The organism is Photorhabdus tasmaniensis (genome assembly GCF_011189505.1).
In the GTDB taxonomy this organism is placed as follows: domain Bacteria; phylum Pseudomonadota; class Gammaproteobacteria; order Enterobacterales; family Enterobacteriaceae; genus Photorhabdus; species Photorhabdus tasmaniensis.
Map to the genome: position 1 here is coordinate 1 of NZ_PUJU01000085.1, position 8883 is coordinate 8883.

Annotated in this window: 1 protein-coding gene; it reads left to right on the top strand. The window is 55.0% G+C overall.

What is annotated here, in order from left to right; genetic code table 11:
- On the top strand, nucleotides 1-8883 hold an 8883-nt coding region (locus tag C5471_RS22095; protein WP_166296427.1), incomplete at both ends, for a non-ribosomal peptide synthetase.

Consider the following 8883-nt stretch of genomic DNA (forward strand, 5'->3'; position numbering starts at 1 on the left):
CCCAGGTATTATCACATACCAGTGGTCAGGAGAAAGTGGTGTTTGGTACCGTGCTGTTTGGGCGCATGGCGGCGGGAGAAGGGGCTGATAATGGGATGGGGCTGTTTATCAATACCCTGCCGTTACGGTTGGATATCGATGATACCCCGGTTAGGGACAGCGTGCGGGCGGCCCATTTACGGCTGGCCGGATTGCTGGCGCATGAACATGCGTCACTGGCGCTGGCCCAGCGGTGCAGCGGGGTTGCCAGTGGTACGCCGCTCTTTAGTGCTCTGCTGAACTATCGGCATAATGATCAACCGGATCCGCTGAATGAAACGATGGAGGGGATTGAATTCCTGGGCGGGCAGGAGAGCACTAACTATCCCTTTGGATTGTCGGTGGAGGACGGGGGTTCCACTTTGGGACTGACGGCAAGTGCGGTGCAACCGTTTGATCCGGACCGGATATGCGGTTATATGCAGCAGGCGCTGGAGAGTCTGGTGGAGGCGCTTGAGCAGACACCGGAAACGCCGGTACGGGCGCTGAATATCCTGCCGGAAACGGAACGCACGCTGTTGCTGGAAACCTGGAATGCCACGGAAACCGCCTATCCTGAGGCGTTATGTATTCATCAGTTGTTCGAGCAACAGGTGGAACGTATTCCACAGGCGACGGCGCTGGTGTATCAAGAGCAGACGCTCAGTTATGCCGAATTAAATGCCAGCGCCAACCGTCTGGCCCATCAACTGATTGCGTTGGGTGTCACACCCGACCAGCCAGTAGCCATTTGCGTGGCTCGCTCCCCGGCGATGGTGGTGGCGTTATTAGCCGTGTTGAAAGCCGGTGGCGCTTATGTGCCGCTGGACTCAACTTACCCGGGGGAACGTCTGGTGTATATCCTGAATGATACGGCTCCATCAGTGGTCCTGGTTGATGCCGCCGGCTGGGCGGTGCTGGGCGAAGAGGCGTTGGCGGGGTTGGCAGTACTTGACCCGAATATTTTGCCTGACCAGCCGGACAGCAACCCGCAGGTCCCGGCTTTGACGCCTCAGCATCTGGCGTATGTGATTTACACCTCCGGCTCAACCGGGCAGCCGAAAGGGGTGATGGTAGAGCATCAGGCGATTTATCAACGGTATCTGGGTTTTAATGAGACCTATGCCGTCACGGAGCAAGACCGGCTGTTGCAATTTTCTGCTTTTGCGTTTGATGTTTCAGTGGAAGATTTTTTCTCGTCATTATGCAATGGCGCGACGTTGGTTCTTCGCGATGATAGCTGGCTGGCTTCAATGCCGGAATTTATTGCCTTAACCCAGCAATATCGTATTACAGTGGTATCGCTGCCAACTTTATTCTGGTCTGAACTGGCGGCCAGAGAGACGGGGTTACCGCTGCCGGATTGCCTCCGGCTCATCATCATTGGCGGTGAGGCAGTCAAAAAGAATGCTATTCAGGACTGGTTCAGGCAGGAAGGCCACCGGCCCCGGTTGTTGAACGGTTATGGTCCGACGGAAAATGTCGTGACGGTGACCTATAAAGAGGTGTTATCCCCAGCCGATACGCATTCTATTGGCCGGCCGGCTAAAAATGCTCGCATCTACCTGCTGGACCAATATGGTCAACCGGTACCATTAGGCTGTGTGGGTGAAATGTATATTGGTGGCGTCGGGGTGGCGCGGGGTTATCTTAACCGGCCAGAACTGAGCGCAGAACGTTTTATACTGGATCCCTTTAATCCGGTATTCGGAGCGCAGATGTACCGGACTGGGGATTTGGCGCGTTATCTGCCGGACGGTGACCTGGAATTCCTGGGCCGTAACGACCAGCAGGTTAAGATCCGGGGTTTCCGGATTGAACTGGGGGAAATTGAAACCCGGTTACTGGAATACCCGGCGGTACAAGAGGCGGCGGTACTGGCGCGGGAAGATGGGCAGGATAAACGACTGGTGGCTTATGTGGTGGCGGAAGCGAATGACGGATTAGTTGCTTGTTTGCGTGAGCACCTGAGTGCGATTTTACCTGATTATATGATCCCGGCGGCCTTTGTGCGCCTGGATACCTTCCCACAAACCCCGAACGGTAAGCTGGATCATCGTGCGCTGCCAGCACCGGACGAAGAGGCGTTTGCCCATCAGGTTTACGCGGCACCGCAGGGAGAAACGGAAATTGCCCTGGCGGCGATTTGGTGTGAAATCCTGGGCATTGAACAGATCAGCCGGCATGATAATTTCTTTGCCCTGGGGGGGCATTCACTGTTGGCGGTACGGGTGATGAATCGGATGGCCGCTTTCGATGTTGAATTGCCGCTGACCAGGCTGTTCAAATCCCCGTCTTTGGCTGCCTTTGCTGAGGAGATCAGCACTACCCGGCTTGATAAGCAAGACAGAGCATTGTCCGCCATCCTGCCGATATCCCGCGAGGGTGGGTTGCCGTTGTCATTCGCTCAACAGCGCTTGTGGTTCCTTGCTCAACTGGATAGCGTCAGTGAGACTTATCATATCCCGATCGCGTTGAGTTTGCGTGGTCCGCTGGATATTGTCGCTTGGCAGCAAGCACTTAACGCTTTGTTTGCTCGCCATGAAGCGTTACGTTCTGTCTTTGTCTCTATTGAGGGGCAGCCACAAGTGCGGCTGTTGGCACCGGATGGCGGCTTGCTGTTATCTCAACATGACCTGCGCGGGCTCCCGGATGCGGAGGGTGTTCTTGAGTGCCTGTGCGCCGAGGAAGCCCGCGCATCATTTGACCTTGACCGTGGCCCGCTGATCCGCGCCAGTCTTATCCGGCTTACCGATGACGAATACGGGTTCCTGCTCACCCAGCATCACATTATTTCCGATGGTTGGTCTGTCGATGTGCTGGTAGGGGAACTGAGCGCACTCTATTCGGCGTTTTTGGCCGGGCAACCGGATCCTTTGCCACCGCTGGCGATTCAATACCCGGATTATGCTGCCTGGCAGCGCCAGTGGCTGTCAGAGGAACGTGTTCAGATTCAATCTGACTATTGGCGTACTCTGCTGGCTGACGCGCCGGTCTTACTGGATTTGCCTACTGATCGGCCTCGTCCGTCTGAGCAGTCGTTTGTCGGGAATGCCGTGCCGGTTAACCTGGATACGGCATTAACGACTGCACTTAAACGCCTGAGTGAGCAGCACGGTGTCACGTTATTTATGACGCTGTTGTCAGCCTGGACGGTGGTCCTGTCGCGTCTGTCAGGTCAGGACGATGTGGTAATTGGCACACCGAGTGCAGGCCGCAGTCGTCAGGAAGTGGAGCCGTTGATCGGATTCTTTGTCAATACACTGGCGTTACGCATGGATGTTTCAGGTGATCTGACGGTGACTGAATTATTGACGCGTGTACGGCAGACCGCCTTAGCGGCACAGGAACATCAGGATTTACCATTTGAGCGGGTGGTGGAAATCGTACAGCCGCCGCGCCGACTGGCGCATACCCCGCTGTTCCAGGTAATGTTTGCCTGGCAGAACAATGAGAGCACGGCATGGCAACTACCGGGGCTGGCAGTGTCACCGGTCAATCAAGCCGTTGATATTATCAAGTTTGATCTTGAACTGGGCTTGTCAGAAGAGGAGGGCCGGATTGTCGGTGCGTTGAGTTATGCCACTGCTCTGTTTGATCAATCGACAATGGAGCGACAGGTGGGATATCTGCACACGGTGCTGCAAGCTATGGCCGCTCATGCTCAACAGCGGATCGGGGAGATCGATATCCTGGCACCGGCGGAGCGCAAGCTGTTGCTGGAAACCTGGAACGCGACGGAAACCCCTTATCCTGAGGCATTATGTATCCATCAGTTGTTTGAACAACAGGTGGAGAGAACCCCAGAGGTGACGGCGTTAGTGTATGAAGAGCAGAGCCTCAGTTATGCCGAACTAAATGCCCGCGCCAACCGTCTGGCCCATCAACTGATTGCTCTGGGGGTCGAGCCGGATCAGCGGGTGGCGATTTGTGTGTCACGTTCCCCGGCAATGGTGGTGGCATTGCTGGCAGTGATGAAATCTGGCGGGGCCTATGTGCCGTTGGATCCAACCTATCCGTTGGAGCGGTTGGCGTATATTCTGAATGATACTACTCCGTCAGTGGCGTTGGCTGATGCGACCGGACGAGCAGCATTGGGTGATAAGATGTTGGGCAGGCTGACGGTACTTGACCCGAATACTTTGCCAAACCAGTCGGACTGCAACCCGCAGATCCCTGCGTTGACGCCACAGCACTTGGTTTACGTCATCTATACCTCTGGTTCAACAGGGCAACCGAAAGGGGTGATGGTGGAACATCAGGCGGTGTATCAGCGTCACTTGGGCTTTAATGAAACTTACGCGGTCACGGCGCAAGATCGGATGTTGCAATTTGCTTCCTTTGCTTTTGACGTTTCAGTGGAAGAATGTTTCTCGACATTATGTAATGGTGCCACGTTGGTCATGCGTGATGACCGTTGGCTGGCTTCTATGTCGGAATTTATTGCCTTGGCCTGGCAGAACCGTGTCACGGTGATGTCTCTGCCGACATTATTTTGGTCCGAACTGATTGCCAGAGACAACAGTGCATTACCGCTACCGGATTGTCTCCGGTTAATTATCATTGGTGGTGATGCGGTGAAAAAGAGCGCCATTCAGGACTGGTTTGCCCGGGAAATCCACCGGCCCCGGCTGTTGAACGCATATGGCCCGACAGAAAATACCGTGACGGCGACCTGTCAGGATATCTTATCCCCGGCAGATGATAGTTCTATCGGCCGACCACTTAAAAATACCTGTGTTTACCTGTTGGACAGATACGGTCAGCCAGTACCATTAGGTTGTGTTGGCGAAATGTATATTGGCGGAGTGGGTGTAGCACGGGGTTATCTTAACCAACCGGAATTGAGTGCTGAACGTTTTATACCGGATCCTTTTAGTCCAGTATTCGGTGCGCGGATGTATCGTACTGGGGATTTGGCCCGCTATCTGCCGGACGGTGACCTGGAATTCTTGGGCCGTAACGACCAGCAGGTGAAAATTCGGGGTTTCCGTATTGAGCTGGGGGAAATTGAAACTCGGTTGATGGAACACCCGGCAGTGCAAGAGGCGGCAGTGCTAGTGCTGGATGATGGGCAAGGAAAACGGCTGGTCGCCTATGTGACAGCGGAAGTGCAGGCGGGGTTGGCTGCCCGTTTGCGTGAACACCTGAGCGCCGTTTTACCTGACTATATGATCCCGGCGGCCTTTGTGCGGCTGGATACCTTCCCGCAGACCCCAAATGGCAAACTGGATCGCCGGGCGTTGCCGGCACCGGGGGAGGAGGCATTTGCCCGTCAGGTCTATGAAGCCCCGCAAGGGAAGATGGAAACGATGCTGGCGGCAGTCTGGTGTGAGTTGCTAGGGGTTGAACAGATAAGCCGGTATGACAGCTTCTTTGCCTTGGGGGGGCATTCGCTGCTTGCCGTGCGCATGATCGATCGATTGCGGCGTATCGGCTTGAGTGTATCGGTAAAAACGCTATTCCAGTATCCAACACTCTGTATTTTGGCGCAGTCTCTGGTTCAGCATAATGAAATTCAGGTGCCTGACAACCATATTACACTGGATACTACGGTACTGACGCCGGCGATGTTGCCGCTGATCGATCTGATTCAGGCTGACATTGACTGCATCATCAGGCAGGTGCCGGGCGGGATGGGCAATATCCAGGATATCTATGCCCTGTCACCGTTGCAGGATGGTATTTTGTTCCACCACTTACTGGCAAACGAAGGGGATCCGTATCTGTTGGTGGAGCAGATGGCCTTTGCTGACCGGGCTCTGTTGGATCGTTACCTGACGGCGGTTCAGCGGGTAGTTGATCGGCACGATATTCTACGTACGGCCTTTATCTGGCAAGAATTGTCAGTGCCGGCACAGGTGGTCTTGCGTCAGGCCCAATTGTCGGTAACGGAACTGACACTGGACCCGGCCGACGGCCCGGTCAGTGACCAGTTAACCCGGCGTTTTGATCCAAGTCAGCATCGTCTTGACCTGAGTCAGGCACCACTATTGCGTTTTGTTATTGCTCAGGAAACTGATGGCCGTTGGATTGTATTGGAATTACAGCATCACCTGATTGGCGATCATGAAACGATGGAAGTGATGCACCGTGAAGTACAGGCGTATCTGACGGGGCAGGAGGAGAGTTTGCCTGCACCGACACCGTTCCGCAATTTGGTGGCACAAGCCCGGTTGGGAGTGAGTCAGGAAGAACACACCCGTTTCTTTACCGACATGTTAGCGGCGGTAGATGAACCCACCCTGCCGTTTGGTTTGACGGAAGTGCATCGTGATGGCTCGCAGGTGACGGAATCCTACCGGATGTTGTCAGCCGAGCTAAATAACCGTTTGCGGCATCAGGCGAGACATCTGAGCGTCAGTTTGGCGGCGTTGTGTCATCTGGCCTGGGCCCAGGTATTGTCGCGCACCAGCGATCAACAGAAAGTGGTGTTTGGCACCGTGCTATTTGGGCGTATGCAGGCGGGGGAAGGGGCCGACAACAGTATGGGGTTGTTTATCAATACCTTGCCGCTGCGGCTGGATATCGATGAGACCTCGGTACGGGATAGCGTGCAGGCTGCCCATACCCGGCTGGCCGAACTATTGGAACATGAACACGCGTCACTGGCGCTGGCCCAGCGTTGCAGCGGGGTGAGGGGTGATATCCCACTCTTTAATAGCCTGTTGAATTATCGGCACAATACTTTGCCGACAACATCGGATGACATCATAAGCAGTATTGAATTTCTGGGTGCCCAAGAGCGGACCAACTATCCGTTAATACTGTCAGTGGAGGACTTTGGTGGATCCCTAGGGCTGACTGCTCAGGTCGTGCAGCCGTTTGATCCGGCAAGCCTGTGCGGTTATATGCAGCAGGCATTGGAAAGTCTGGTGGAAGCGCTTGAGCAAACCCCGGAGACACCGGTACGAGCCTTGAACATCCTGCCGGAAGCGGAGCGTACGTTGTTGTTAAAAACCTGGAACGCGACAGAAACAGTTTACCCTGACCAGTTATGTATCCATCAGTTGTTTGAACAACAGGTGGAGAAAACCCCGGATGCGCCCGCGTTAGTGTATGAAGAGCAAACCCTCCGTTATGCCGAATTAAATACCCGCGCCAACCGGCTGGCTCATCAGCTGATTGCACTGGGTGTCGGGCCGGACCAGCGGGTGGCGATTTGCGTATCACGTTCCCCGGCAATGGTGGTGGCATTGTTGGCCGTACTGAAAGCGGGTGGGGCTTATGTGCCGCTGGATCCGGCTTATCCGGGCGAGCGTCTGGCACATATTTTGACCGATGCTGCCCCGGTTATGGTGCTGGCGGATGAAGCCGGTCATGCCGGATTGGATGAGGAAACACGGGCTGGGCTGACCGTGCTCGACCCGAATACCTTGCTTGATCAACCGGATAGTAATCCACAGGTCCCTGCGCTGACTGTCCGGCACCTGGCGTATGTGATTTACACCTCCGGCTCCACAGGGATGCCAAAAGGGGTGATGATTGAGCACCGGAATACAGTGAACTTCTTGCACTGGGCCCAGCAGGCTTTTGGCGCGGAAGAGATCCGTGAGACACTGTTCTCGACGTCGATGAATTTTGACCTGTCCATTTTCGAATGTTTTATGCCGTTATCCTGTGGTGCGGCGATTCATCTGGTTGAGGATGTTCTGTCATTGATGCGGCATACCCTGCCGGTGAGTTTGATTAACTCTGTCCCATCGGCAATGAAACCGCTATTGCAGGCTCAGGCGCTGATGGCTCCGGTCCATACCGTCAATCTGGCGGGTGAGCCGCTTAAAAGTGCCCTAATTGAACAGATTTTCGCAGAAACGCCGGTACAACGGTTATGTAATCTCTATGGACCTTCCGAAACGACAACCTATTCTGCCTGGATATCAATGCGGCGGGGTGACCGGGTTATTGAAAGTATCGGGCGTCCGATAGCTAACACCAACCTTTACTTGCTGGACAGGTATGGTCAGCCGGTGCCGTTGGGTGTGGTGGGAGAGATTTATATCGGGGGGGCAGGTGTAGCGCGGGGCTACTTCAATCGCCCTGACTTGACGGCGGACCGTTTCCTTATCGATCCATTCAGTGATAAACCGGATGCCCGCATGTACCGCACCGGGGATTTGGCGCGTTATCTGCCGGACGGCAATCTGGCGTTTCTGGGCCGTAATGACCAGCAGGTTAAGATCCGCGGTTTCCGCATTGAACCGGGAGAAATAGAAGCCCGACTGGTGGAACACCCGGCGGTGAGTGAATCGGTGGTATTGGCGCAAGGTGAAGGGCAGGAGAAACGGCTGGTGGCTTATGTGGTGGCACCTGCGGATGAGGGGCTGGTCAATAGCCTACATACTTATCTGAGTGCCATTTTACCGGATTATATGGTGCCGTCGGCCTTTGTACGGCTGGATGCCTTCCCGTTAACCCCGAACGGCAAGCTGGATCGTCAAGCGTTGCCGGCAGCGGACAATGAAGCGGTTGCCCGTCAGGTTTACGCCGCGCCGCAGGGTGAAACAGAAATCGCACTGGCCGCGATTTGGCGTGAAATCCTGGGGATTGAGCAAATCAGCCGGCATGACAATTTCTTTGCCCTGGGCGGCCATTCGTTGCTGGCGGTACGGGTGATGAACCGTGTCGCGGCACTCGGTGTCAACCTGTCGCTGGCGACCCTGTTTAAATCCCCTACTTTAATGACTTTTGCTGAGATCATGCAGGCCCGGTCTGGTCAACTGGATCCTACTCTGCCAGCCATCGTGCCGATATCCCGTGAGGGTGAGTTGCCGCTGTCATTTGCTCAACAACGCTTGTGGTTCCTGGCACAGATTGAGGGCGTTAGCGAAACTTATCATATCCCGATGGCCCTGCGCTTACGTG